Raw genomic sequence first — 22,760 nt, forward strand, 5'->3', positions numbered from 1 at the left:
CCCTCGTCGATGAAAACATGAACCACATACAACGACTGTTCGATCTCACGGGCAAGACGGCCGTAATCACGGGAGGCTCGCGCGGGCTCGGTCTACAGATCGCCGAGTGCCTCGGCGATCTGGGCGCGCGGCTCGTGCTCAGCGCGCGCAAGGCGGACGAACTGGAGGCTGCGCGGACGCATCTCGCAACGCGCGGCGTCGAAGCCGAATGGATCGCCGCCGACGGCGCACGCGAAAGCGACATCGGCCGCCTCGCCGATCAAGCTCTCTCGCGCCTGGGCCATGTCGACATTCTCGTGAACAACGCTGGCGCCACCTGGGGCGCACCGGCCGAAGCATACCCGCTCGACGCCTGGGACAAGGTCATGAACCTGAACGTGCGCGGACTGTTTCTGCTCACGCAGCACTTCGGCAGGAAATCCATGATTCCGCGCCGATACGGCCGCATCATCAACATCGCTTCAATTGCGGGGCTATCGGGCAATGCGCCAGGCACCATGCAGACGATCGCATACAACACGTCGAAGGGCGCTGTCGTCAACTTCACCCGCGCGCTTGCAGGGGAATGGGGCGTGTACAACATCACCGTCAATGCGCTCGCGCCGGGCTTCTTCCCTTCGAAGATGACGCAAGGGTCGCTCGACCGGCTTGGTGTAGAGAGCATGTGCACGGGTGTGCCGTTGCAACGCCTCGGTGACCACGAGGACCTAAAGGGCGCGGCAGCCCTGTTTGCAAGCGACGCGGGCAAGCACATTACGGGGCAGATTCTCGCTGTGGACGGTGGTATCAGCGCCGTGTGAGCGGATTTGCATCGTCCCTTTTCGATTCGGTGACCCTATGGCGATCTATCAGCTTGGCAAGCACAAACCGGTGATCGATGTCGATGCCTACGTCGCGCTCGAGGCCACACTCATCGGCAACGTCACGGTTGGCGCGCGTGCGAGCGTGTGGCCGGGCGCGGTCCTGCGCGGGGATAACGACGCTATTGTTGTCGGAGCGGGCAGCAGTGTGCAGGAAGGCGTCGTGCTGCATACGGTTCACGGGTGCCCGCTCGTCGTCGGCAAGCACGTGACAATCGGGCATCAGGCCGTGCTGCATGGTTGCACCATCGAGGACGGCGCGCTGATTGGAATTGGCGCGGTCGTGCTCGATGGCGCCGTGATCGGCCGGGAGTGTCTGGTCGGCGCCCGCGCGCTCGTGACTGAAGGAAAAGTTTTCCCGCCTCGTTCGCTCATTCTCGGCGCCCCGGCACGTGTTGTCCGTGCGCTGACCGACAACGATATCGCACGGCTGCATGAGGGCGCAGCGCACTATGCAGAGGGGCAAGCGACCTACCGTACGGCGCTTCAGCGGATCAGCTAGCGATTTCCATGGTCAGGCGCGATTGCAGCAAAGCTTCTGCTCAAACGTCTGCTCGACCTCAAAATGAGCCATTGATGCCTCGCCGCTGCTTCGGACTGCGGGTCGCTAACCGCCGTTTCCGTCGGTAGGAAGGCAAGCAGAAAGCCCTCAGACCTTGCCCGGCCCGACGCACAGCGCGAACAGTTGCCGCTGGCTCGAAATGCCGAGCCGCCGGAACGCGCGCTTCTGATACGTGACGACGCTCGTCGCCTTGATCCCCATCGTGTCGCCGATTTCCTGCGCGGTGCGTCCTTCGAGCACGCCCGTCAGCACGTCGAGTTCGCGCTTCGACAGCTCGGGGCAGATGCCGCGCACGCGCGCGAGCATCAGGTGCGAGATCGCCAGGTCGCGCTGCCCGCAGATCGCATAGTGATGCTTCGCCGCGTGCGCGATCAGCGGCGCCATCGCTTCGATCAATGCGATTTCGCGCGGATGGTAATTGCCGAAGCGGCGGTCGCGATACAGATTCACCGACAGCCAGATATCGGGTGTCGGCTGCACGAGCAGCGACACCCGGTCCGACACGTTCGGCTGCTGATAGCAGGCGGCCCGGTATGCTTCGTTGAGAATGTCGTCGCTCGTCTGCTGATGCAGCACGAGCGTCGAGCCAGGCCTGTCGTTGCGCGCCGACGAGACGATCTTCTGGTTGCCGTCGAGCGCATAGAAGTGGCGCGCGTAAGTATCGGCGACATCGCGCAGAAAGCGCCCGCCGCGATGGTCGGCCACCGACACCGTGCGCGGCCGATTGCCGAACTCGTACGCGAAGATCGTGCACTGCGAAATCGCGGCGATATCGCCGAGCAGCTTCAGCACTTCGGCGGCGAGCGCGTTCGAGTCGTCGCTGCCGATCGACGACACGAGCCCCGTCGCGCGGCTGAGATCCAGCTGCCCTTGCGAGACGGGACGGTCAAGGCGCCATGAACGCATGATCGATTGCTACCAGAAGCGGCGGGAAATGACGGAGTAATCACATCATTTTAATCCGCGCGCCCCGCGCGCATGCGCGAACGCGGCTATCGCGTCCGATCCGCTGCGATCGCGGCCGCCGCGCTCGCCGTGCGCGCACAAAAAGCCGGTCCGAAAGCGAATGAACTCACGCGTCGCTTTTAAATTGCCTACAGTGAAAACCTCGCACATGCACGCCGCCGTTTTTTTGTAGCCGGCGCGCATGCATCGCGTGCCGCATCGCAACATCCTTCGGAGAGTGAGATATGGCGACCTGGAAACCCGATCCGACCTTCTATCCTTCCGCTCGCATGGCGGGCAGCGCGCCGAAGGAAACCGTCGCGTATGTGGCAAGCTTCGATCCGTCGCGCGAAACGCCCGACGAGCTCGCCGTCGTCGATGTCGATCCCGACTCGGCGGACTACGGCCGCATCGTCAGCAGCGTGCCGATGCCGAACACGGGCGACGAGCTGCATCACTTCGGCTGGAACGCGTGCAGCTCGTGCCTGTGCCCGAACGCGCCGCATCCCCATACGGAGCGCCGCTATCTTGTCGTGCCTGGGCTGCGCTCGTCGCGCATCCACATACTCGATACGAAGCCCGACAAGCGGAATCCGCAGATCGTGCGCGTGCTCGAACCCGCCGAAGTCGCGGAAAAAGCGGGCTATACGCGGCCTCATACCGTGCACTGCGGGCCAGCCGGCATCTACGTGGTGTCGCTCGCGAACGCGCAGGGCGAAGCGCCCGGCGGCATCTTTCTGATGGACCACGAAACGTTCGATATTCGCGGCCAATGGGAAATCGATCGCGGCCCGCAGCAGATTTCGTACGACGGCTGGTGGCATCTCGGCTACGACACCGTTGTGACGAGCGAATGGGGCTTGCCCGCGACCTTCGAAAACGGCCTCGTGCCGGAAGTGCTGCTCGGCGGCCAGTACGGGCATCGTCTGCACTTCTGGGACATGAACACGCGCAAGCACAAGCAGGTCGTCGACTTCGGCGCGGAGAACCAGTTGGTGTTCGAACTGCGCCCCGCGCATGATCCGACCAAGGCCTATGGCTTCGTCAATTCGGTGATCAGCCTGAAAGACCTGTCGGCGTCGATCTGGACGTGGTATCGCGAAGGCGATCAATGGGCTGCGCGCAAAGTCATCGAGATTCCCGCCGAACCCGCCGATGCGTCGCAGCTTCCGCCGATGCTCAAAGGCTTCGGCGCGGTGCCGCCGCTTGTCACCGATATCGCGCTGTCGCTCGACGACCACTTCCTGTACGTGTCGTGCTGGGGCACGGGCGACCTGAAGCAATACGACGTCTCCGATCCGATGAGGCCCGAACTGACGGGCACGGTGCGCATCGGCGGCATTGCCGCGCGCGCGACGCATGCGGGCGCGGGCGGTCGTCCGCTGAACGGCGGCCCGCAGATGGTCGAAGTGAGCCGCGACGGCAGCCGCGTGTACTTCACGAACTCGCTGTACGGCGCAATCGACGAGCAGTTCTACACGGAAGGCATCGACGGCTGGATGGTCCGGCTGAATGCGGACAAGAGCGGCGGACTCACGGTCGCGGACGACTTCTTCGTCGACTGGCCAAAGTCGCATCGTCCGCATCAGATACGGCTCGAAGGCGGAGACGCGTCGTCGGATTCGTATTGCTATCCGTGAGCGCAGGCGGCAGCGAAAGGCGAGCGCGATGAACGGCGTATGGGCAACTGTGATCGGCAGCGGGATTTTCCATGGCGTGAATCCCGCGATGGGGTGGCTCTTCGCCGCCGCGCTCGGGCTTCAGCACGGCAGCCGCAAGGCGCTGCTGATGGCGTTGCCGCCGCTCGCGCTCGGGCACGCCGTCTCCGTCATGTTCCTTACCACGTCGGCCGTCGCGCTCGGGCTCTTCACGCACACCGAGCATCTGCGCGTGTTCATGGGCGCGCTGCTGATCGCGTGGGCCGCGTATCACCATTTCTACGGACACCGGCAGCGCGTGCGCATCGGCATGACGGCGGGCTTCGTCGGACTGGCGCTGTGGTCGGCGGCCATGGCGACGATGCACGGCGCCGGCCTGATGCTGCTGCCCGCGCTGTTGCCGATGTGCGGCGCGGGAATGCCCGTCGGCAGCTCGCTCGAATCGGTCGGACAGGTCACGGCCGTGCACACCCTCGTGACGCTCGCGACGGCGGGCGCGATCGCGCTCGCGGCCTATCAGTACCTGGGGCTCGGCATGCTGCGGCGTGGCTGGATCAATTTCGACTGGCTCTGGTGCGGCGCGCTGACCGTCACGGGCGCGCTGCTGATCGTCACCGGCTAACCGTTCGGCACTGCGCGGCCGTGTCCCGAAAAACCTCACCTTTAGCGACAGTGCCGTGCGGATTGTGGGGCAACTCACCATCGCGCGGCTCCCGAATAGCCTCACACAAGCACATTCGTGAGCGCGTTGGCATCGGGCAGACTCACCGTTGCGACAATTGTCAAAGGCTCCCGTATTTCCTCACCTCAAGACGGGTTTGCCCCTTTTCTTCGCGCAACAGGTCGAGCGGAACGCTACTCGTACTCGGAGTATTTGCGCGAATCGCCGCGCACCTTGTGCGCCGGATACTTCGCGCGATTCAGCTCGATCTTCTCCAGCACGGCCACATACAGATCAACGTCGAGACGATCGGCGAGCATCACGAGGTACGCGAGCACATCGGCCATCTCGTGACGGATCGCGGTGAGCTTGTCGTCGGCGAGTTCGCTCTTTTCGCCCGACTCCAGCCACTGAAACGGCTCCAGCAGTTCGCTCGCCTCGACGCTCAACGCCGTCGCCAGATTCTTTGGCGAATGAAAGCGCGACCAGTCGCGCTCGCTGACGAACTGCCGCAACAGATCGCGCACCGCGACGAGATCGCTGCTGCGTTCCTTCTCCATACGCTCACTCCACGAAAATCTTCAATATAGCGATCATTGTCCGGCACGGCCGAGCGTCAGCCGATGCACGGGCGTGCCCGGCAGAAACGAGGTCTTCGCGCCGCGCACCCACGCTTCGTGACCCGCGAGGAAATACGGCGAAAGCGGATTGCCCGACTGTCCGCCCGGCATCTCGAAGATGCCGGTCTGCTCGCGCCCCGGCGACACGATCATGCGTTCCGATGCACCGAAGCTCGGCGCCTGCACGCGCGGCATGTTGATGTCACCGGGCAGCGGATCATGCGGCGCGCCGAGCCAGCCGCGCAACCACGGCAGCCACGCAGGCACCATGCGCGCGAACGGGTGCTCGATCGCGGCGCGGTTGCGTTCGCCCCAGCGCGCATCGTCGATCGCAACGTCCGCGGGCAACTGCGCAATCGCATGATCGATCCGGTCGAGCATGAACGAGCGCCAGTCGATAAACCCATCGGGCACCCATGCGTGATGCTCGGCGAGCGTCTCCATCACGGCTTCGTAGCGCGAGTTCGCGACGCGCAAGCCGAGCGTCGCATTGCCATCGCCACCGCCTGGCATCGCGCTCGCGAGATCGGCGTCGAGCCTGCCGAACCACGCGTCGTACAGCGAGAAGAAGAAGCCGCGCGTGAGGCGGTAGCCGACGGCATCGGCATCCGCGCGGCCATTCCACGCGAGCAGTTGCTGCCGGAACGCGAGACGCTGCGGATGGCCCGCGAGCGCGCTGGCGTCGAGCGCTTCGAGCGCGACGCGCCGCCACGCGTCGATCCATTGAGCGCGGTCGTCGGTCTGGATCGACAGCATCGCGCGTTCGTCGGGGCTCGGCGCCGCGAGCAGATCGTCGCGAATCTGCGACGCGCGCGCGCCCAGGTCCGCGCCCGCATCGCCGATCAGCGCCGCTTCGTTCGACATCAGCACGCGATTGTTCGCCGTCCACAAGCGGCCGAGCGGCGGATCGATCCGCTTCGGATACGACGCGGGCGGCAGATAGTGCCGCCAGCCTTTGTACGTCGCCGAATCGTATGGCGTGTCGCTGCCGGGGCCGCTTTGCGCGTCGCTCGCGTCGCGTTGCGGCAGCGGACCCGCCAGCGTCCAGCCGATGTTGCCGCGCGCGTCGGCGACCATGAAGTTCTGGGTCGGGATGCCGCTCGTCTGCGCGACGTGCAGCGCGTCGTCGATCGTCTTCGCGTCTTCGAGCCTTTGCAGATTCAGGTTCACGGCCTCCCGGTCATGCGCGACCCAGCGCAGCGCATATGCGCGCGCGCCGACGTCGATCTGCGGCCCCCAGCGCGTCTCGATCACGGGCAAGTCGACGCTCGCGCCGCCCTTCACGCCGATCATCTCGTGATGGACATCCGCGCGCGCCCATGCGCCATCGGGGGCGCGGTACTGCAACGGGTCGGCGGGATTGCGATGCAGCTCGATCAGATCGATGTAGCGCCCGTAGCTGTTCGTGAAGCCCCACGCGATCTTGCCGTTGCTGCCCGCGATCACGAGCGGCGTGCCCGGCAGGCTCACGCCCGTCAGCGCATGCATCGGCTGGCCGTCCTCCGCGGGCCACGTCAGCGACACGCGATACCAGATGTTCGGCAGCGACAGCCCGAGATGCATGTCGCTCGCAAGGATCGCGCCGCCATGCGCGCTGTGCGCGCCGTCGACGACCCAGCCGTTGCTGCCCACAGCCGACCCGTTCGCGCCCGTGTCGTCGAGCCCGTCGCTCGTGTCGCTCGTGTCTCTGGCGGCGCTCACGGGCTTCGTCGCCGATAGCCAGTCCGGGCGCGTCGCGGGAATCCGTGCTGGCTCGACAGGCGGCGTCGACGCGCTGTCGAGCGGCGCGTCCCAATGGCTCGCTGCGGGCAGCAGGAACGCGTACAGATCGGCGGGCACGCGGTCGCGCAACACGGCGCGCGCGAGAATGCGTCGCGTCTCGAACGATTGCAGATCGAAGTACATCGCGTAGACGACCAGCAGCGAATCTTCGGGCCGCCACGCTTCGGGCTGCGTGCGCAGCATCCAGTACTCGAATGGCCGCGACGACAGCGCGGCGAGGCCGGCATTGACGCCCGCCGTATAGCGCTCGACGATTTGCCGCTGGTCGGCGGGCATCGCCTCGACGATCGCGTGCGCGCGGGTGCGAAAGCGATGCAGGCGGTTGCGCCTGTCGAGATCGAGCGCATTCGGGCCGATCAGCGCGGACACCTCGCCCGCCGCGACGCGCCTGAGCAGGTCCATCTGAAAGAAGCGGTCCTGCGCGTGCAGGAAGCCGGTCGCATATGCGACGTCGGCACGCGACGCGCCGTGTATCGTCGGCACGCCGAGCGCGTCGCGCTCGATCGTCACCTTCGCCGACAGCGACGGCGCGCGCTGCGTTCCATCCAGTTGCGCAAGACTGCCGCGCAGCAGCAGCCAGCCGCCGAGCAGCGCCGCGCACAGCAGCGCGACGACCAGGCCCGCCAGCGCGAGCGCGGCGATCCCGACAGTCCGACCGATTGATTTTCCCGAGAACTGGCTTTCGACGGCGCGGCGACGGCTCATTGTTGGCTGATCGTTTGGAATTCGCTGGGTTCAGGGATCAAGGCGTCCGCGCATTGTGCACGAAGCCGTTTGCACTTTCCCATACGGTCACGGCGAAAGCGCGCGTTCTCGAGCATGCTGGATTTTGATCCAGTATCCAGGGCGCTCGTGCACCGCCGCGCGCGCCGGCGCGGCGTCGCGCAGCGGCTGATGGCGGCCGCCGACGCCGTGGCCCGCGACGAATGCAAGACCGTGCTCGTGCTCGACACGGTGACGGGCGGCGACGCCGAGCGCTTGTATGCGCGCGCGGGCTGGCAGCGGGTCGGCGAGGTGCCGAAATACGCGTTGATGCCGGATGGATCTTTCTGCGGAACGACCTTCTATTACAAGCATCTTTAGCGCGGCGCGGCCGAAGCGGAAAGTCGACCTTCGACAAACGTTTGCGAATTTGCGAAAACAACCCTTAATCTTTTCCGCCACGCGCCGTTATCGCGAGAGCATTCCCACTACTCGCAGGCGACATGGCCAAGACCATTCCGTTTCCCGGCGGCAACCAGGCGGCGCGCGCGCGGCAGGCGAAAGCATTGCTGCTGCCGATCCCGCGCAGCATGGCCGCCGAGCTGATCCTGCCCGTCCACATCGCGCTCGACGCGCTGCGGCGCGGCGCGGGCAGCATGAGCGCCGCGCAGACGCTCACGCAGACGATGCTGCTCACCGGCTTTCTCTGTGATCTCGGCTACGGCGCGATGACGTACGAGCAATTGCGAACCGCCGATCAGGCGATGGCCGCCACGTTCGATCACGGCCGCGCGACGGACGAATGGCGTCTCGACGAAGCGCACGTCGAGCTGCTCGCGCACATCGTCAGCACTTACGACGCGCAATTGCAGCGCGCGCCCCTCAGCGCGTTGACGGATGCAAGCGCCCGGCTCGACCGCATCATCGCGAACGGCGGCGCCGAGCCGACGCTGCGCAAGCAGGCCTGACAACGACGACTCCCTGCTCCCGAACCTTCTCACCGTTGGGGTCGGAGCGCATCGACAGCGGCAAGCGCACATTGCCTGTATCCTCTGCTGTTACCGACACGCCGCGCGAGCGGCCGCACCATCACTGCAACCATCTTGTATGGGACGGGAGTAAGCGCTAAGGCGCCCTCCCGTCGACCGCGGAGAAACTGCATGGGACGGGAGTAAGCATGGGACGGAAGTAAGCGCTGAAGCGCTAACTCCCGTCGACACGCCAACTCCCATCGACAGCGGAGAGGCTTCATGACAGACGACAAGCGCAGCCCCGAAAACATCGATCCCGATCTGCTCGAAGTAGCGCGCGAAATTTTCGACTGCGCGCGCCGCGGCGAAGCGAACATGCTGGCCGCCGTCATCGAGAAAGGCGCGCCGCCGAATCTGCGCAACGAGAAAGGCGACAGCCTCGTGATGCTCGCCGCCTATCACGGTCACGCCGATGCCGTGCGCGTGCTGCTCGAACGCGGCGCGGACCCGAACCTGCGCAACGACAACGGACAGACGCCCATCGCGGGCGCGGCGTTCAAGGGTTTCAAGGACGTCGTCGAGACCTTGCTCGCGCACGGCGCGGACGTCGAAGGTGCGTCGCCGGATGGGCGGACCGCGCTGATGATCGCCGCGATGTTCAATCGCACTGAAATGGTCGAACTGCTGCTCGCGCATGGCGCCGATCCGAACGCGCGCGACGCGAACGGTGTCTCGCCCGCCGATGCCGCGAGCCGCATGGGCGCGCCCGACACGGCCGCGCTGCTCGCGAAGAAGGCGGGCGCATGAAGCTCGCGGGCAAGAGTGTCGCCGTCGTCGCGCCGGCAGGCGTGCCCGATATGGAGCACGTCGAGCACAGCATCGCGCTGCTCGAAAGCTGGGGGCTGCGCGTGCAGGTGGGCGCGCATGTGCGCGACCGCTATCGGTATCACGCGGGCAAGCACGAAGACCGTGCCGCCGATCTGCACCGCGCGCTGACCGATCCATCCGTCGATATCGTGTGGATCGCGCGCGGCGGTTATGGCAGCGTCTATTGCCTGCACGCGCTGCCGCCGGAAGTCCCTTGCGCGAAGACGGTCGTGGGCTTTTCGGACGCGACTGCGCTGTTCGGCGCGCTGCACGGCATGCCCAATGTGCGCGTCATCCACGGTCCGACCTTGAACGGGCTCGCGACAAAACACGACGACGCGTCGCGCGACAGCATGCTCGCCGAGTTGCGCGAGGAACGCGCCGCGCCTGTTCCGCTGCAACGTCTGCATGGTTCGGGCACGCCGCGCGTCGAAGGCCATCTTGCGGGCGGCAACATCACCGTGCTCGCCAGTCTTGCGGGCACGCAATGGCAGGCGCGCTGCAACGGCGCGATCGTGCTGCTCGAAGACGTGACGGAGTTCGCCTATCGCATCGACCGAAGCATGATGCAGTTGCGCGAAGCGGGCGTATTCGATGGGGCGCGTGCGTTCGTGCTCGGCGATTTCATCCGCTGTCCGCTGCCGGACAACGCGGACTTTACGTTGCACGACATGCTCGTCGATCTGCTCAAGCCATATGACGTGCCGATCTATGCGGGCTTTCCGTTCGGTCACGGCTCGCGCAATCATGCATGGACGTATGGCGCGCACGCTGTGCTCGAAGGCGATCAGCTGGTTCGCTAGCGGGCCAGTTGCGCGAGAACGCGCTGGACGATGTAGATGTCGGGCGCGTCTGCTGCGTCTGCTGCGTCTGCTGCATTTGCTGCATTTGCCATCAGCGACTCGCGCGCGCACCACGGATACGGCAAGCGGCTCGCCCAGCGCAACAGGCTGCCGGCGGACGCTTTCGGCAACGTCGCCATTTCTTCGATCGTGATGTGCAGCCGCGTCAGGCAGCGCGCATGCGAATCGCCCGTCCAGTCGTAGCGGCCGTAACCGATGCGCGCCGCGCCCGTTCCCTTTTCCGTCATGCAGACGAGCCAGTCGCATGAAAACTCGCGCTGCCCATCGACGGGCATCGCGCCCACACAGAACGTATAAACGTTCTCGTACTTCTGCGCGAAATCGCTGACCAGCACCGATGCAATCGCATCGCGTCCATGTGTCTGCTGCGGAAACGCGATGGCCGTTGTCTTCACGGTCATCGCAAGCGATGCGTCGTGTGCGAACGCATCCGTCAGAAGATGCGGGCGATTGCCGTCCTTCGCGTAGACGTACGATTCGATTGCGTCTTTGAGATTGGCCATCGGTCAAACCATGTCGATAAGAACGAGCCGATCAGTCTAAGCCCTTCGTGTCGTTGCGCCTCGCTTGCCCTTGACGCCGGCACGGACTCTCGCCTTCTCTCGAATGCCACGCGCATTCTTTGCACGACATGACACAACTTGACGAAACGGGCGTTGCACGTGGAGCGCTCGCGTTCGACAATGCCTCTTCCTTGCCGCGGTCCCGCTCGCGCATGCATCCCACAGTTCGAACACGCGCCCTCGATGAACTCCCGCTTCGGCCGTCTCACGCGCATCCATTCCTTCATGCCGCTTGCCGGCGCGACGCTGATGCTGGGCATCGCGATGTCGTTCACGGCGCCGTATCTATCGCTGTTCGGCGTCGAGCAGGCGGGCATGACGCCGTTGAAGCTCGGTCTGTTCATGACACTGATCGCAGCAAGCGGCGTCATCGCTAGCGCGTGGGCAGGCAAGTGGTCCGACAAACATGGACATCATCGCGGGTTGCTCCTCGCGGCGTTGATCGCCGCATCGCTCGGCTTTCTGCTGCTTTGTTTCGTGCGCAACTATGAGGCGCTACTTGCAATCGGCGTCGCGTTTCTCGGCGCGGGCGGCTCGGCGATGTCGCTGGTGTTCTCGTTTGCTCGCGCCGCGCTGCCCGTGCACGACGAAGCGGAGCGCGCGTTCGCGCTGGCGACGCTGCGCACGGTGCTGTCGATGGCGTGGGTGTTCGGCCCGTCGGTGGGCGCGCTCGTGCTCGCGGGCGCGGGCTTCTATGGGCTCTTTCTGTTCGCTGCCGCGAGCTTCGCCGCATGCTGCGCGATCGTATGGCGCATGCGCCAATCGCCAGCCGGCGATCCGCACAGCGCGCCGTCACACTACGCGGGCGACCCCGCCTCATCGCTCGAAGTGACGACGCCCGAACCCGCCGAAGCGCCGCCGCCCTCGCCGCCCCATGCGCCCGGCACGCAGCGGCAAATCTGGCGCTCCATCGTCGCGTTGACCTTGATCGGTCTTGCCGCCAACGCGACGATGATCGTGCTGCCGCTTTATGTCGTGCACGGCATGAAGGGCACGCGGCTCGACGTGTCGATCATGCTCGGCCTTGGCGCGTTCCTCGAAATTCCAATGATGCTCGCGCTCGGCGCACGCGGCTCCACGCTCAACAAGCTGAACTGGCTCGCGGCCTGTGCGGCCGTGCATGTCGTGTATTTCATTGCCGTCGCGGCAGCGGGAACGGTCAACCTGCTGATTCCGATGCAGGCGTTCAATGCGTTCGTCGTGGCCGTCACGTCGTGTCTCGGCATGACGTACATGCAGGACTTGATGCCGCGCTCGCCCGGCGCGGCCACGGCGTTGTTCTTCAACGCGTCGCGGGTCGGCTCGATTCTGTCGGGCGTGTTGTCGGGTGTGCTCGTCGCGGGTCTTGGCTATCGCGGGACGTTCCTCGTCTGCGGATGCCTCGCGCTCGGCGCACTCATCCTGTTCGCCGATCCACCGTGGAAGCGCATCGCGCAACGCATGCGCGACCTGTGGGACGACTGGCGGCATCCGGCGCAATGAGTGCGCCATGCGACGATGCACCTGCTGCATCGCCGACGCGCCAGCAATGCAACACATGTCACGCGCTCCCGAAAACCCTCACCTTCAAGCGAACACGCCCGCTTGCGAGCAGCCATCAAGCGATGAACAGTAGGATCGGATGGGGCCGTATGGGTGCAGGTTGACGTCAAGCTCGCGCGTGCGTTCGATCGCTTAGAACGGCTCCTTGAACGGCCGCAGATCGATTTCGTGCGTCCACGCGGACGGGTGCTGAAGATGAATCTGCCAGTACGCCTCGGCGATGGCGTCGACATTCAACAGTCCGTTCTCGCCGCGCTCGGTCGCCGCCTGCGGACGCGCATTGCGCAGACGCTCGCCGTCGATGCCGCCGTCGATCACCACATGCGCGACATGCAGCCCGAGCGGCCCGAACTCGCGCGCCATGCTTTGCGCCACCATCCGCAGTCCGGCTTTTGCCGCCGCAAAGTGCGCGAAGCCGGGCTTGCCGCGCAGACTCGCCGATGCGCCCGTGAAGATCACCGTGCCGCGTCCGAGCGGCGCGAGCCGCCGCGCTGCCTCGCGTCCAACCAGAAAGCCGCCGACGGGACCCGAGCGAAGGAAGTCCTCCATCTGCTCTTGCGTCAGATCGCAAAACGGAACGTAGCGGTTGTTGCCGACGTTGTAGACGACGAGCGAAGGCACGTCGATATCGTCGGGCGGCGACATCGCCTTGTCGAACAGACGCATGACGTCGGCTTCCGATGCACCGTCCATCGCGAACGATTCCGCCGATTCGCCACGGCCCGCGATGTGTTTCGTCACGGCATCGAGCTTCGCCTGGGTGCGGCCCGCGACGATCACGTGATATCCGTTCGCCGCGATCTTTCTGCACAGCGCCGCGCCCAGACCGAGTTCGGCGCCTACGCCGATCACCATTGCGCTATTCCGCTTCATCGCGTCTCTCCGTTGTCCACGCGCCGTGCAGCACGGCGCATTGAAATCGTCGCGCGATTATAGGCACCGAACGCGAACGGCTGCCGGTGAAACGACACGCGCGGAAGCGACCGTTTTTCCGATCAGCGAGAAGTGGATGCGGCCGCCCGCCATCGCGAACGGAGTCAAGGCTCGGGGTTGTCGAGGTCCGATCTCACGACCGCTTCGCCGTGGCGCTGCGCGGCCTCGCGCGCCTGATCGCCGTCGATGAACGGCCCGATGTCGGGCGCGCCCGCAAAAGGGAACAGCAGCCGCCCGTCCGTTTTGCGCACGACCTTCAACTGCCCCATGTATGAGCCTTCCGTCGTGCGGCGGTAGGTGGCGTAGATCTGATAGTCGTCCGGCGACTCGGGTTTCGAGGCCACAGTGTCGCGTGCTTTCGGGAAAATCATCCGTGGCCTTGTCATCTTGCAACTCCAGGGTTGAATGCCCGTCTCGGCTTGTTGCCGGCATTTCGGTGAAATGGCGCAATGTCTCGCGTGACCTCGCGTGACCTCGCGTGACCTCGCGTGACCTCGCGTGACAGGTGCGGGGCGCGCACATTGCGGGTCGGTTCAGGCTGTACGGCCGCTCGCAGCGTCGGTGCGCCGTCGGCGTCAATGCACATTGGCGCCGCCGCCCGGCTTGCCGATGCCCGGCAAGCGCTGGTCGCCGCGGGTGCGGCCCGGATTGGGGACACCCGTGTCGGATGCGGCCGCGCCCGTCATGCCGGGCGTCGACGACTGCTGTGGCTGCGGCGTCTTCAGTTCGCCGGAAGTGATGCCAGGCGCCGATATCGGCTTGTCGCTCGGCGTCGCGAGATGCGAGTCTGTCTGCGCGTAATGGACTACGGGCGCGACTACCGGCACAACTAGCGGCACAACTACCGGCACGACCACCGGCGCGGCGACCGACGCACCGGCAAAGATTGCCGCCGTCGCGCCGCCTGCAATGGAAACCGTGTTCACGACATGCTCCTTTGTTCAGCCTGTCCGGAAACGCTCAGCAAACCCCGTTCCGCTGTGTCTGCGGCGCTTCACAACTGTGCTTCGAGACCGCGCTCGACGGCTGCACCCGATGCGCAGATTCGCATGCACGTCCATGCGTAATCCGCGATCGCCAGCGCGAGAGGCGCATGCCTCTGCCGGGAACGATGCATGCTCGAATACGCTTGATGACGCAGCGAAATGGCTGCGCGTTTGCCATATCGATCGAAAAAGGAGAACGCCATGCCACTGAAGAGAGGCACGTCGAAGGAAACCATCTCGCGCAACATCAAGACGGAAAAGAAGGCGGGCAAATCGCAGAAGCAGTCCGTTGCGATTGCGCTGAATCAGGCGCGCAAGTCCGGCGCGAAGATTCCGAAGAAGAGCGAGAAGTAGGCTCGCATCGTTTGCTCGAGACGCGGGCGGAGCGATCGGCCCGCGTGACGCGCCGACGGCTTCGGCGAGCGAGCCCAGCCGGCGGCGCCTTTTTCTTTCCAGCGCCCTTTCCAGCTTTCCTATCCCTTACGCAAGACGCGAAACGCGCGCGCTACCGCGTGCGCTCCTCGTCGTACTCCGGGCGCACGCCGCGCGGCAGCCACGGTTCCTTGCGAATGCACCACAGTTCGTAGTCCGGTTCGAACAGGCCCGTCTCGTCGAACGCGCCAAGCGGCACCGCTATTTCGTCACGATCTGCGTACATCATGAACGCGACCGATCCGCACGCCGGGCAGAAGTGACGCCGCCCCTGTTCGGAGCTTCGCCATTCGCGCGTGCTGCCCGTAAAAGCCACGGCGTCACGGTGGAAAATCGCATACGAACCAAATGCCGATCCGTGCACGCGCCGACATGTCATGCAATGGCACATGCCGACTCGTATCGGCGCGCCCACCGCGCGAAACCGCACTGCGTCGCATGCGCAACCGCCTTCATGGATTTGCTGCCGGGACTCGTGACTCATCGTGTCCTCCATCAGGTGAAGCCTCATCCTGCTGCACGGAGCCAGTCGGCGTCAAACGTTGCCAACCCCACGAAATCCGGGCACCTGTATGGGTGCAAGGCCTATACTTCGGTAACGGTCGGACCGCTGTTTTGCCGCCTGGCCGGCCACTTCACACGAGCGTATTGACGCCGGCTACAGACCCCTATGAGTGGATCTGACCGTCGCTAACCATTACTCTTCCAGCACCATGAGCGACGGCATCGAAAGCGCCCGCCGTGCAGGCGTCCTGCGTACTGGCGACCTGAGCGAACGCCCCGCGCGCGCACCCGACCATGCCGCCGAAGTGCGAACGCTTGTCACAGTTGCGGGCGCGCAAACGGGACGCCGCGACACGCTGCTGCAAGCCATCGCCGATGCCGCGCTCGCATCGTGCCGCGCGGGCAGCGCCGGCATCAGCCTGCTCGAAACGACGAGCGAAGGCGAAGCCGTATTCCGCTGGCGCGCGGTCGCGGGAGCTTGCGCGGGCCTCGAAGGCCAGACGACGGCGTGGGCCGAATGCCCTTGCGGCGTGACGCTTCAGCTCGGCGCGCCGCAACTGTTCGTCGATCCGCAGCGGTACTTCACGGCCCTGGGCGAAGCCGGCGCGATGATGATGGAAGGCATCATTACGCCGATTCCCTCCCGCAGCGCGGACTCGAAACAGCTAGGCGCGATCTGGGTTGCCTCGCACGACGACCATCAGTTCGACCGCGAGGACGTGCGTCTGCTCGGCAATCTCGCTGTGCTCGCGGGCGCGGCGTTGACGCTGCTCGATGCGCAACAGGCGGCCGAAGCGGAAGCGGCCGCCGCGCAACAGGCGCGACGTGCGCTCGAAGATGCGGCGAGCCGGCGCGACGAATTCATCGCGATGCTCGGCCACGAACTGCGCAATCCGATGGCGCCCATCGACAGCTCGATCGCCGCGCTCAAGGTGCTGTGCGCGGGCGAAAAGCCCGCTAACGAAGTGCTCGCGATCGCGCAGCGGCAGATGCGTCAGTTGCGCACGCTCGTCGACGATCTGCTCGACGCCGCGCGGCTGCGCCACGGCAAGCTCGCGATCAAGTACAGCCGCACGTCGCTGAACGAGATCGTGTACGACGCCGTGACGGCGCTCAAGCATCACGTCGACGCACGCAAGCATCGGCTCGTGATCGAAGGACTCGACGAGCCCGTTTATGTGCGCGCCGATCATGTGCGGCTCAGCCAGGTGGTCGGCAATCTGCTGTCCAACGCCGCGAAGTACACGCCTGCGGGCGGCACGCTGCGGCTGCGCGTGCAGGTCGATACGGATAGCCCGGCCGTCGATCCCGAACTCGGCGGCGTCGTGTCGATCATCATCGAGGACAACGGCGTCGGCATGAGTCCCGAAGCGCTCGCGCACGTGTTCGAACTGTTCGCGCAATCGCCGTCGAGCATGCGCCGCTCCGAAGGCGGTCTCGGCATCGGGCTCGCGGTCGCGAAGCGGCTCGTCGAACTGCACGACGGCACGATTGCGCTCGACAGCCTGGGCGTCGGGCGCGGCACGATCGTGTCGCTGCGTCTGCCGATTCTCGATGGCGAGCCAAGGCTCGCTGCAGATCTGCCCGTCGTGACGAGCGCCGCGCCGAGCCGCATTCTGCTCGTCGACGACAACGCCGATGCGCTCGACGCGCTGCACTTGCTGCTCGAACTCGAAGGCCACAACGTGATCGTCGCGCGCGGCGGACGCGAAGCGGTGCGGGTCGCGGCGAAGGAAATGCCCGAAGTCGGCATCATCGATATCGGCATGCCGGAAATGGACGGCTTCGAAGTGGCGCGCACGATCCGCTCGAACCGGGACCTCGCGCATATGTTCCTGATCGCGCTGACGGGCTACTCGTCGGAATCGGACAAGTCGCGCGCGCTCGCGGCAGGCTTCGACTATCACCTGACGAAGCCTGTATCGATGGAACGGCTCGCCGATGTGCTGTCGCATCGCGACGGCAGAAACGTCAGCGGTCTTGTCTGATGTAATGCGCGATGGCGCGAAGGTGAGCCGGCGTGTGTTCATCGGTGTCACTTTTCCTTAGTCCCGCAAACCCTCACCTATGACCGCGCGGCGCACTTCGACGCACTCTTGATGCCGCCCGCAAAACCTTATGGAACAAGGGTTTGCGACTGGCATCGGTGCGCGCTCGAAGCGCTTCCGCCTCACTCCCGAATCTTCTCACCTTGATGGCACGCTCTTCATCGAACTTGCGTTCCATTCGCAGACCCAGGTAAGGAACCGGCGAAGAATCCGGCAGGGCCGATCCAGCGCGCGCTCTCTCTTTGACGCCATGCATTTCCGTTTGGCCCTCGTGCTAAATCGTTGATTTACCAGGGTTCCGGCTTGGCCGATGATGTCTCGCGTCCGCAGCAAACATCTAACGGCAGGAGCCCATCATGTCCATGCAAGCCCTCGTGCTCAACCAGTACAACGGTCCGCTCGAACGGGTGACGCTGCCCATCCCCGAGCCCGCGCGCGGCCAGGTGCTGGTGCGAATCAACGCAAGCGGTCTGAATCCGCTCGATACGAAGATCCGTGTGGGCAACGCGGCCCATGCGTGTCATCCGTTGCCGCTCGTGCTCGGCATCGATCTCGCGGGCGTGGTCGTCGCGGTCGGGGCGGACGTGACTGCGTTCAGGACGGGCGACGAGGTGTACGGAATGACGGGCGGCGTCGGCGGCATCCAGGGTTCACTCGCGCAGTACGCGGCCGTCGATGCGCAACTGCTCGCCCACAAGCCATCCAGTCTGTCGATGCGCGAAGCCGCCGCGTTGCCGCTCGCGTTCATCACGTCGTACTCGGGCATCGTCGAGCGCGCGCATCTGCGTGCCGGTCAAACCGTGCTCGTGCAAGGCGGAGCGGGAGGCGTCGGGCATGTGTCGGTTCAGCTTGCGCGCGCGCTCGGCGCTCGCGTCTTCGCGACGGCAAGCGCGCGCGATCACGATGTCGTCGCGCGATTCGGCGCAACGCCGATCGATTATTCGGCGCGCAGCGTCGAACAGTACGTCGACGAACTGACCAATGGCGAAGGATTCGATCTCGTCGTCGATACCGTCGGCGGTGCGGCACTGGATGCATCGTTTGCGGCCGTCAGGCATTTCGGCCATGTGGTGAGCGCGCTCGGCTGGGGCACGCATGCGCTCGCGCCGCTGTCGTTTCGCGAGGCGACGTACTCGGGCGTGTTCACGCTTTATCCGCTGCTCACGGGCAAAAATCGCGCGCATCATGGCGAGATGCTCGAGGAGGCGACGCGTCTTGCCGAGCAAGGCAAGCTCGCGCCGCGCGTCGATCCGCGCCGCTTCGATCTTGCCTCTGCCGAGCGCGCATACGATGCGATCACGCAGCGCACCGCGCGCGGCAAGATCGTCGTCGAAATCGATTGATGGTTTGATTGATAGGCTGCTGGCGGCTCACACGTTCGCGAGCCGTTCGACCACGAGATCGAGCAGCGCACGCAGACGTGCGAGACGCTTCAGGTCGCGATGATAGGCGAGCCATACATCGCGGCCTGGCGGCGCTTCGCCGAGATCGATGCGGCGCAGGCCCGGCGTGTTGTCGCCGAGCGGACACGGCAGCACCGCGAAGCCGCCGCCTTCGGCACACATGCGCGCCTGCGCGCCGCGGTTGTTGCTCGCGTAGGCGATGTGCGCGTTCGGCAGCATCTGCCTGATCCACGCGACGTCGGGCAATTCGCCGAACGCGGTATCCATCGTGATCAGCGACCGGCCCTTGCCGTCGCCGCGCACGGGCGCAACGAGATCCGTGCGTCCGTAGAGCGCGTAATCCATATGCATCAGCTTGCGCTGGATGATGTCGGGTTCGTCGAACGGCGTGATGCGAAACACCAGATCGGCTTCGCGGCGCGCGAGGTTGTAGCGGCGCGAATCGGTGATCAGCTCGATCGACATCTGCGGATGACGCGCCAGAAACTCCGCGAATACAGGTGTCAGCACGTGAATGCCGTACCAGTCCGACGACGAGACGCGCAGTCCGCCTGACAATTGCTGCTCGCTGCCCGCGAGCGATCGCATGAACGCGTGCGCTTCTTCTTCCATGCGCTCGGCGTAGACGAGAACGGCCTGGCCTTCGTCGGTGAGCACGAAGCCATCGGCCGTGCGTTGAAAGAACGTGTGGCCGATGGCTTCTTCGAGCGCACGCAAGCGGCGGCCCATCGTCGGCTGCGTCTGTCCGAGCTGGCGCGCAGCCGCGCCCAGCGTGCCGCAGCGAGCGACCGCGAGGAAGATTCTCACGTCGCTCCAGTCCAGTTTCGAATCGTTCATAGACGCTCTTCGCTGCATGCGATCGATCGCGTTGCCTGCGATTATGACGGGCGACGGCACGCTTGCGGTGATCGTCGCGTGGGTGGATCGCGCGCGGTTGCGTGGCAAAGGTGAGAGCTTTCGGGAGTACGGCGTCTTGCGATTCGATACCCGTAAAAGCTCACCTTTGACGCGATGCGCGACTGTTTCATACGCGCTCGCACATGCGAGCCGAACGATTTACGCCTTGTTTTAGCGTCGTTTTTGCGCTTGAGGTGAATCGCGTGTTGCGCTTGGCGATCACCATCGGCGCGGGTCCTGTAAAACCTCACCTAAGCCGCGCGAACGCGTACAACTTGCGCACTCAGTGAAAGCACGCTCAGAACTTCATCTTCACCTGGAAGCCGATCGTGAACGGGAGGTGGTCGGAAGGAATTGGCGGAACGACGATGAAGTTCGCGCCGACGCGCTTATATTCGACCATCACGATGGGCGCGACGACGGGACCGATCGTGTGATCGTGACCGAGGCCCCAGCTGCCGTAGTTGTATCCGGAGATGATGCCGCCCATCGCAGCCAGGCGGATAACGCCCAAGTGCGCGAACTCGGGTGCCCAGACGGCGCCGCCGTACCATGACGGACGGCTTAACGAATTGCGAAACCCGCCCCCCGTCAGCGCCCATTGCCCGTTGAGCCAGCATTCGAGGCCGAGCCCTGGATTGAACTGCTCGAAGTGCGTGCCCGGGTCCGGGTTGATGTGATACGAGGCGAGCATCGCATCGACCCACACGCCTCCACTGCACCAGTCGGCCGCGCGCACGCCCGACGCCCCGATCAAACCGATACCTGCTATCACACCCGCCACGCACGCACGACGTATCTTGTTCTTGATCTTTCCAAACGGCATGTGTTCTCCGCGACCGGTCGCGCGCCGGCGTCATCGATGTCGCAATGAGTGTCGAATTGCTTTCCAGTCGCGCACTGTACCCCACAACCATGATGTTGATGTGGAGTGTGCGCTCGGAACGACAACGCGCTCGCAGACGGCAACGATAGCGAAAGAACGATGACAGCCAGGTGAATGCGTTGAACGCGCAATCACCTGGGCAACATGCGTGAGACTTAAAGGCCGAGATCCGACAGCCCCGGATGATCGTCCGGACGACGGCCGAGCGGCCAGCGGTACAGGCGTTCTTCTTCGCGGATCGGCTTGTCGTTGATGCTCGCGTGCCGATAAGCCATCAGTCCGTTCTCGTCGAACTCCCAGTTCTCGTTGCCATACGAACGGAACCAGTTGCCCGAATCGTCGTGCCACTCATAGGCGAAGCGCACGGCGATGCGGTTATCGGTGAACGCCCACAGTTCCTTGATCAGCCGGTAGTCGAGTTCCCTGGCCCACTTGCGCTGCAAGAACGTGACGATCTCGGCACGCCCTGTCGGGAACTCCGAGCGGTTGCGCCATTTGCTTTGCGGCGTGTAAGCGAGCGACACGCGTTCCGGCTCGCGCGTATTCCATGCGTCTTCTGCGGCGCGTACTTTCTGGATGGCCGTCTCGCGCGTGAACGGCGGGACGGGCGGACGTCTTTCGATTTCGGCCATGATGTTTCCTCGTTGAACTGCGTCAGGTGGACCTTCGCCCGTTCGGCGAACGGGTGCTTTCACTTGCGGCATCGAGCAGATGCATGGCGGCCGCGCGCGCATCGAGTGCCGCATCGGGGTCGCCGCTCACGAGCGCGACGCCAATCGCGCCGTCGATCAGGATCAGCCATTGACGCGACAGACGCGCTGCGCGCCGTCCGTCGCCGCCTGTCGACGCAACGTATTCGTCGCATTGCGTGCGCACGAATTCGAGCAGACGCTCCTTGTGTTCGCGCGCGACGACGCGAATCGGATCGTCAGGCGAAGCGATCTCGCCCGACGCATTGAGAAACGCGCAGCCATGAAACGATTCCGACGCAAACCATTCGCGCAATACATCGAACATCGCGAGCAGGCGAGCACGCGGATGCTTGCCACGGCGCAGCGTGCTTTCGCTGAACCATGTCATCCAGCGTTCGTCGCGCCTTTCGAGCGCGGCCGCCACCAGCGCATCTTTCGATTCGAAGTGCGTGTAGAAGCTTTTGCGCGCCGTGCCCGACTGCCGGACGATTGCATCGACGCCTGTTGCGTGAATGCCGCCCGCGTAGATCAGGGCTTCCGTTGCGTCGAGCAGCCGTTCGCGCGCGCTGGAGGTAGTGTCATCGGAGGTAGTCATGCGTGAAGGGTAGAACGATCATTCTCCCTCGTCAAGTTTTTGCTCGCTGTGCGATGTCCAGTCCGCTATCGGCGCGTTCGCGCGGCTTGCATTATCGTGTTGGGTAATCGTTCAAAAGGATGAGTGTCATGAGCATCGTTTTTCGCCGTCCTGCGCTTGTTGCAGTGTGTGCCGCTGTGTTCGCCGCGACGTTGGGCGCGTGCACGCCGTTGCAGGTCGTCACGCACACTGTCACGGCAACGGAAGCGCGAGTGCCCGCCGGCCAGTACAACCTCGATCCACATCACACGAGCATCACGTTCGATGTCGATCACTTGAAGTACACGCGCTTCACGATGCGATTCGATCGTGTGGAAGGTCAGCTCGACTGGAAGGAAGGCGGGCTCGACAAGAGCCAGGTGACGGTGACGATCGACGCCGCGAGCATCGATACGCACGTCGCGCTACTGGACAAGATGGTGAAGGGTCCGGACATGCTCGATGTCGAGCGCAATCCGCAGATCCGTTTTGTCAGCACGCGTTTCGAACGCACAGGCGATGCGCGCGGCAAGCTGACGGGCGATCTGACAATACGCGGCGTGACGCAGCCGGTCACGCTCGATGTGACGTTCAACGGCTATGGACGCGATCCGCTGACAAAAGCCGATACGCTCGGCTTTTCCGCGGACGGCCGGTTCAGCCGTTCGAAGTTTGGTCTGACGACGTGGTATCCCGCCGTGGGCGATGACATTCACGTCGTCATTCAGACAGAGGCCGCGCGTCCGCCCGCGAGCTGAACGCGCGTAGTC

Annotated in this window: 25 protein-coding genes and 1 pseudogene; 13 read left to right on the forward strand and 13 right to left on the reverse strand. The window is 64.7% G+C overall.

The window, feature by feature from the left end; all coding sequences use genetic code 11:
- Window positions 1-17 precede the first annotated feature (17 nt).
- Window positions 18-800: an SDR family oxidoreductase gene (locus BN2476_RS23485; protein WP_087736664.1), complete on the forward strand. Its 783-nt coding sequence runs from the start codon at window positions 18-20 to the stop codon at window positions 798-800.
- A gap of 37 nt (window positions 801-837) precedes the next feature.
- The gene (locus BN2476_RS23490; RefSeq protein ID WP_087736551.1) at window positions 838-1,362 is read left to right on the forward strand and encodes a gamma carbonic anhydrase family protein; all 525 of its coding nucleotides are present in this window, start codon (window positions 838-840) and stop codon (window positions 1,360-1,362) included.
- A gap of 147 nt (window positions 1,363-1,509) precedes the next feature.
- Here BN2476_RS23490 and BN2476_RS23495 read toward each other — a convergent pair whose 3' ends face one another.
- Both BN2476_RS23495 and BN2476_RS45640 read right to left on the reverse strand, forming a co-directional pair.
- Window positions 1,510-2,328, reverse strand: coding sequence for a helix-turn-helix transcriptional regulator (locus BN2476_RS23495; protein WP_087736552.1), 819 nt, complete (start codon window positions 2,326-2,328; stop codon window positions 1,510-1,512).
- 45 nt (window positions 2,329-2,373) lie between these two features.
- A complete protein-coding gene (locus BN2476_RS45640; RefSeq protein ID WP_143811024.1) occupies window positions 2,374-2,571 on the reverse strand; it encodes a hypothetical protein in 198 nt (65 codons plus the stop codon).
- Window positions 2,572-2,612: 41 nt separating this feature from the next.
- Here BN2476_RS45640 and BN2476_RS23500 point away from each other — a divergent pair, with 41 nt between their 5' ends.
- Window positions 2,613-4,007 carry a selenium-binding family protein gene (locus BN2476_RS23500; protein ID WP_087736553.1) on the forward strand — a complete coding sequence of 465 codons (1,395 nt, stop codon included), beginning with the start codon at window positions 2,613-2,615 and terminating at the stop codon, window positions 4,005-4,007.
- Window positions 4,008-4,035: 28 nt separating this feature from the next.
- Window positions 4,036-4,647, forward strand: a complete 612-nt coding sequence (locus tag BN2476_RS23505) for a hypothetical protein (protein WP_087736554.1) — start codon at window positions 4,036-4,038, stop codon at window positions 4,645-4,647.
- Between the two features lie 233 nt (window positions 4,648-4,880).
- On the opposite strand, the gene BN2476_RS23510 is transcribed toward BN2476_RS23505, so the two are convergent.
- Window positions 4,881-5,246, reverse strand: coding sequence for a nucleotide pyrophosphohydrolase (locus tag BN2476_RS23510; RefSeq protein WP_087736555.1), 366 nt, complete (start codon window positions 5,244-5,246; stop codon window positions 4,881-4,883).
- Between the two features lie 33 nt (window positions 5,247-5,279).
- A complete protein-coding gene (locus tag BN2476_RS23515) occupies window positions 5,280-7,793 on the reverse strand; it encodes a penicillin acylase family protein (protein WP_087736556.1) in 2,514 nt (837 codons plus the stop codon).
- Window positions 7,794-7,925: 132 nt separating this feature from the next.
- Here BN2476_RS23515 and BN2476_RS23520 point away from each other — a divergent pair.
- The 4 genes and pseudogenes from BN2476_RS23520 to BN2476_RS23535 form a co-directional block, all read left to right on the forward strand.
- A pseudogene (locus BN2476_RS23520) lies at window positions 7,926-8,171 on the forward strand (GNAT family N-acetyltransferase); the annotation flags it as partial.
- A gap of 122 nt (window positions 8,172-8,293) precedes the next feature.
- Window positions 8,294-8,758, forward strand: a complete 465-nt coding sequence (locus tag BN2476_RS23525; RefSeq protein ID WP_087736557.1) for a hypothetical protein — start codon at window positions 8,294-8,296, stop codon at window positions 8,756-8,758.
- 282 nt (window positions 8,759-9,040) lie between these two features.
- Window positions 9,041-9,568 carry an ankyrin repeat domain-containing protein gene (locus BN2476_RS23530; RefSeq protein WP_087736558.1) on the forward strand — a complete coding sequence of 176 codons (528 nt, stop codon included), beginning with the start codon at window positions 9,041-9,043 and terminating at the stop codon, window positions 9,566-9,568.
- On the forward strand, window positions 9,565-10,431 hold the full coding sequence (locus BN2476_RS23535) for an LD-carboxypeptidase (RefSeq protein WP_087736559.1): 867 nt from the start codon (window positions 9,565-9,567) through the stop codon (window positions 10,429-10,431). Before BN2476_RS23530 ends, BN2476_RS23535 begins: the two co-directional genes overlap by 4 nt.
- On the opposite strand, the gene BN2476_RS23540 is transcribed toward BN2476_RS23535, so the two are convergent.
- Entirely contained in the window at window positions 10,428-10,994 is a 567-nt protein-coding gene (locus BN2476_RS23540; protein ID WP_087736560.1) for a nuclear transport factor 2 family protein, read from the reverse strand. The two genes, BN2476_RS23535 and BN2476_RS23540, sit on opposite strands and share 4 nt — an antisense overlap.
- A gap of 243 nt (window positions 10,995-11,237) precedes the next feature.
- Here BN2476_RS23540 and BN2476_RS23545 point away from each other — a divergent pair, with 243 nt between their 5' ends.
- Window positions 11,238-12,536, forward strand: a complete 1,299-nt coding sequence (locus BN2476_RS23545) for a sugar efflux transporter (RefSeq protein WP_087736561.1) — start codon at window positions 11,238-11,240, stop codon at window positions 12,534-12,536.
- Window positions 12,537-12,728: 192 nt separating this feature from the next.
- On the opposite strand, the gene BN2476_RS23550 is transcribed toward BN2476_RS23545, so the two are convergent.
- From BN2476_RS23550 to BN2476_RS23560, 3 genes are all read right to left on the reverse strand, one after another.
- Window positions 12,729-13,469, reverse strand: coding sequence for an SDR family NAD(P)-dependent oxidoreductase (locus tag BN2476_RS23550; RefSeq protein ID WP_087736562.1), 741 nt, complete (start codon window positions 13,467-13,469; stop codon window positions 12,729-12,731).
- Between the two features lie 164 nt (window positions 13,470-13,633).
- On the reverse strand, window positions 13,634-13,915 hold the full coding sequence (locus BN2476_RS23555) for a DUF6723 family protein (protein WP_087736563.1): 282 nt from the start codon (window positions 13,913-13,915) through the stop codon (window positions 13,634-13,636).
- Window positions 13,916-14,104: 189 nt separating this feature from the next.
- Complete coding sequence (locus BN2476_RS23560; protein WP_087736564.1) at window positions 14,105-14,455, reverse strand: hypothetical protein; 351 nt, start codon at window positions 14,453-14,455, stop codon at window positions 14,105-14,107.
- Between the two features lie 261 nt (window positions 14,456-14,716).
- Between BN2476_RS23560 and BN2476_RS47250 the strand changes: the two genes are divergently transcribed.
- Entirely contained in the window at window positions 14,717-14,869 is a 153-nt protein-coding gene (locus tag BN2476_RS47250) for a hypothetical protein (RefSeq protein WP_162849262.1), read from the forward strand.
- 151 nt (window positions 14,870-15,020) lie between these two features.
- Here BN2476_RS47250 and BN2476_RS23570 read toward each other — a convergent pair whose 3' ends face one another.
- Window positions 15,021-15,431 carry a GFA family protein gene (locus BN2476_RS23570; protein WP_087736665.1) on the reverse strand — a complete coding sequence of 137 codons (411 nt, stop codon included), beginning with the start codon at window positions 15,429-15,431 and terminating at the stop codon, window positions 15,021-15,023.
- 229 nt (window positions 15,432-15,660) lie between these two features.
- On the opposite strand from BN2476_RS23570, the gene BN2476_RS23575 reads away from it, so the two are divergent.
- Both BN2476_RS23575 and BN2476_RS23585 read left to right on the forward strand, forming a co-directional pair.
- Window positions 15,661-17,439, forward strand: a complete 1,779-nt coding sequence (locus BN2476_RS23575) for a hybrid sensor histidine kinase/response regulator (RefSeq protein ID WP_087736566.1) — start codon at window positions 15,661-15,663, stop codon at window positions 17,437-17,439.
- A 416-nt stretch (window positions 17,440-17,855) separates the two neighbouring features.
- Entirely contained in the window at window positions 17,856-18,842 is a 987-nt protein-coding gene (locus BN2476_RS23585) for a zinc-dependent alcohol dehydrogenase family protein (protein ID WP_087736568.1), read from the forward strand.
- 27 nt (window positions 18,843-18,869) lie between these two features.
- On the opposite strand, the gene BN2476_RS23590 is transcribed toward BN2476_RS23585, so the two are convergent.
- From BN2476_RS23590 to BN2476_RS23610, 4 genes are all read right to left on the reverse strand, one after another.
- Entirely contained in the window at window positions 18,870-19,739 is an 870-nt protein-coding gene (locus tag BN2476_RS23590; RefSeq protein ID WP_087736569.1) for a LysR family transcriptional regulator, read from the reverse strand.
- A 358-nt stretch (window positions 19,740-20,097) separates the two neighbouring features.
- Window positions 20,098-20,625: a hypothetical protein gene (locus BN2476_RS23600; protein ID WP_087736571.1), complete on the reverse strand. Its 528-nt coding sequence runs from the start codon at window positions 20,623-20,625 to the stop codon at window positions 20,098-20,100.
- Window positions 20,626-20,840: 215 nt separating this feature from the next.
- On the reverse strand, window positions 20,841-21,317 hold the full coding sequence (locus BN2476_RS23605; RefSeq protein WP_087736572.1) for a nuclear transport factor 2 family protein: 477 nt from the start codon (window positions 21,315-21,317) through the stop codon (window positions 20,841-20,843).
- A 22-nt stretch (window positions 21,318-21,339) separates the two neighbouring features.
- Window positions 21,340-21,972 carry a TetR/AcrR family transcriptional regulator gene (locus BN2476_RS23610; RefSeq protein ID WP_087736573.1) on the reverse strand — a complete coding sequence of 211 codons (633 nt, stop codon included), beginning with the start codon at window positions 21,970-21,972 and terminating at the stop codon, window positions 21,340-21,342.
- A gap of 128 nt (window positions 21,973-22,100) precedes the next feature.
- Between BN2476_RS23610 and BN2476_RS23615 the strand changes: the two genes are divergently transcribed.
- Entirely contained in the window at window positions 22,101-22,748 is a 648-nt protein-coding gene (locus BN2476_RS23615; protein ID WP_087736574.1) for a YceI family protein, read from the forward strand.
- Window positions 22,749-22,760 lie beyond the last annotated feature (12 nt).

The sequence above is a fragment of the Paraburkholderia piptadeniae genome, from assembly GCF_900007165.1.
GTDB classification, from domain to species: Bacteria; Pseudomonadota; Gammaproteobacteria; order Burkholderiales; family Burkholderiaceae; genus Paraburkholderia; species Paraburkholderia piptadeniae.

What these genes read in the sequence shown, in the direction of transcription:
- BN2476_RS23540 (WP_087736560.1), bottom strand. Translation starts at nt 10,994, where the DNA reads ATGGCCAATCTCAAAGACGCAATCGAATCGTACGTCTACGCGAAGGAC.
- BN2476_RS23600 (WP_087736571.1), bottom strand. Translation starts at nt 20,625, where the DNA reads ATGCCGTTTGGAAAGATCAAGAACAAGATACGTCGTGCGTGCGTGGCG.
- BN2476_RS23550 (WP_087736562.1), bottom strand. Translation starts at nt 13,469, where the DNA reads ATGAAGCGGAATAGCGCAATGGTGATCGGCGTAGGCGCCGAACTCGGT.
- BN2476_RS23555 (WP_087736563.1), bottom strand. Translation starts at nt 13,915, where the DNA reads ATGACAAGGCCACGGATGATTTTCCCGAAAGCACGCGACACTGTGGCC.
- BN2476_RS23590 (WP_087736569.1), bottom strand. Translation starts at nt 19,739, where the DNA reads ATGAACGATTCGAAACTGGACTGGAGCGACGTGAGAATCTTCCTCGCG.
- BN2476_RS23505 (WP_087736554.1), top strand. Translation starts at nt 4,036, where the DNA reads ATGAACGGCGTATGGGCAACTGTGATCGGCAGCGGGATTTTCCATGGC.
- BN2476_RS47250 (WP_162849262.1), top strand. Translation starts at nt 14,717, where the DNA reads ATGCCACTGAAGAGAGGCACGTCGAAGGAAACCATCTCGCGCAACATC.
- BN2476_RS23575 (WP_087736566.1), top strand. Translation starts at nt 15,661, where the DNA reads ATGAGCGACGGCATCGAAAGCGCCCGCCGTGCAGGCGTCCTGCGTACT.
- BN2476_RS23525 (WP_087736557.1), top strand. Translation starts at nt 8,294, where the DNA reads ATGGCCAAGACCATTCCGTTTCCCGGCGGCAACCAGGCGGCGCGCGCG.
- BN2476_RS23485 (WP_087736664.1), top strand. Translation starts at nt 18, where the DNA reads ATGAACCACATACAACGACTGTTCGATCTCACGGGCAAGACGGCCGTA.
- BN2476_RS23585 (WP_087736568.1), top strand. Translation starts at nt 17,856, where the DNA reads ATGTCCATGCAAGCCCTCGTGCTCAACCAGTACAACGGTCCGCTCGAA.
- BN2476_RS23530 (WP_087736558.1), top strand. Translation starts at nt 9,041, where the DNA reads ATGACAGACGACAAGCGCAGCCCCGAAAACATCGATCCCGATCTGCTC.
- BN2476_RS23510 (WP_087736555.1), bottom strand. Translation starts at nt 5,246, where the DNA reads ATGGAGAAGGAACGCAGCAGCGATCTCGTCGCGGTGCGCGATCTGTTG.
- BN2476_RS23545 (WP_087736561.1), top strand. Translation starts at nt 11,238, where the DNA reads ATGAACTCCCGCTTCGGCCGTCTCACGCGCATCCATTCCTTCATGCCG.
- BN2476_RS23515 (WP_087736556.1), bottom strand. Translation starts at nt 7,793, where the DNA reads ATGAGCCGTCGCCGCGCCGTCGAAAGCCAGTTCTCGGGAAAATCAATC.
- BN2476_RS23490 (WP_087736551.1), top strand. Translation starts at nt 838, where the DNA reads ATGGCGATCTATCAGCTTGGCAAGCACAAACCGGTGATCGATGTCGAT.
- BN2476_RS23535 (WP_087736559.1), top strand. Translation starts at nt 9,565, where the DNA reads ATGAAGCTCGCGGGCAAGAGTGTCGCCGTCGTCGCGCCGGCAGGCGTG.
- BN2476_RS23615 (WP_087736574.1), top strand. Translation starts at nt 22,101, where the DNA reads ATGAGCATCGTTTTTCGCCGTCCTGCGCTTGTTGCAGTGTGTGCCGCT.
- BN2476_RS45640 (WP_143811024.1), bottom strand. Translation starts at nt 2,571, where the DNA reads ATGCGCGCCGGCTACAAAAAAACGGCGGCGTGCATGTGCGAGGTTTTC.
- BN2476_RS23495 (WP_087736552.1), bottom strand. Translation starts at nt 2,328, where the DNA reads ATGCGTTCATGGCGCCTTGACCGTCCCGTCTCGCAAGGGCAGCTGGAT.
- BN2476_RS23570 (WP_087736665.1), bottom strand. Translation starts at nt 15,431, where the DNA reads ATGAGTCACGAGTCCCGGCAGCAAATCCATGAAGGCGGTTGCGCATGC.
- BN2476_RS23500 (WP_087736553.1), top strand. Translation starts at nt 2,613, where the DNA reads ATGGCGACCTGGAAACCCGATCCGACCTTCTATCCTTCCGCTCGCATG.
- BN2476_RS23605 (WP_087736572.1), bottom strand. Translation starts at nt 21,317, where the DNA reads ATGGCCGAAATCGAAAGACGTCCGCCCGTCCCGCCGTTCACGCGCGAG.
- BN2476_RS23610 (WP_087736573.1), bottom strand. Translation starts at nt 21,972, where the DNA reads ATGACTACCTCCGATGACACTACCTCCAGCGCGCGCGAACGGCTGCTC.